The sequence below is a fragment of the Uliginosibacterium sediminicola genome (assembly GCF_039631295.1).
Taxonomy (GTDB): domain Bacteria; phylum Pseudomonadota; class Gammaproteobacteria; order Burkholderiales; family Rhodocyclaceae; genus Viridibacterium; species Viridibacterium sediminicola.
Genome location: NZ_JBDIVE010000034.1, coordinates 1 through 566, shown reverse-complemented (window position 1 = coordinate 566; position 566 = coordinate 1). Strand labels below are relative to the sequence as shown.

The following is a 566-nucleotide window of genomic DNA, read 5'->3' as shown; positions in this document are numbered from 1 at the left end:
GGCACGGCCATCGTTCATACCGTCACCCTCAACAGCTACTCGACCGCGGGCAGCACCACCTTCGCGCTGAGCCTGGCTGATGCCAGCGCGACGGCAGGTTCGGACTACAGCACGACGCCGAGCTTCAGCGATGGCGTGACCTACGCCAATGGCTTCGTCACCGTCCCGGCCAACGTCTCCAGCTTCACCGTGAGCGTGCCGACCACCGATGATTCCATCATCGAATCGACCGAAACCTACACGCTGAGTGTCGGTGGCAAGGTCGGTACCGGTTCGATCCTCGACAACGACACGCTGAGCGTCTCCTCGGTCAGCAATGGAACCGTGATTGAAGGCACGGCGGTTATTCACACCGTCACCCTCAACAGCTACTCGACTGCTGGCAGTACCACCTTCGCGCTGAGCCTGGCCGATGTCAGCGCTACGGCAGGTTCGGACTACAGCACGACACCAAGCTTCAGCAACAACGTGACCTACGCCAATGGCTTTGTCACCGTCCCGGTCAATGTCTCCAGCTTCACCGTCAGTGTGCCGACGACTGACGACACCTTGGTTGAGTCGACCGA

The 566-nt window shown here is 60.6% G+C and carries 1 protein-coding gene; it reads left to right on the top strand.

What is annotated here, in order from left to right; genetic code table 11:
• Positions 1-566, top strand: a 566-nt coding sequence (locus tag ABDB84_RS20030) for a Calx-beta domain-containing protein (protein WP_345921554.1), incomplete at both ends; no start/stop codon positions are given.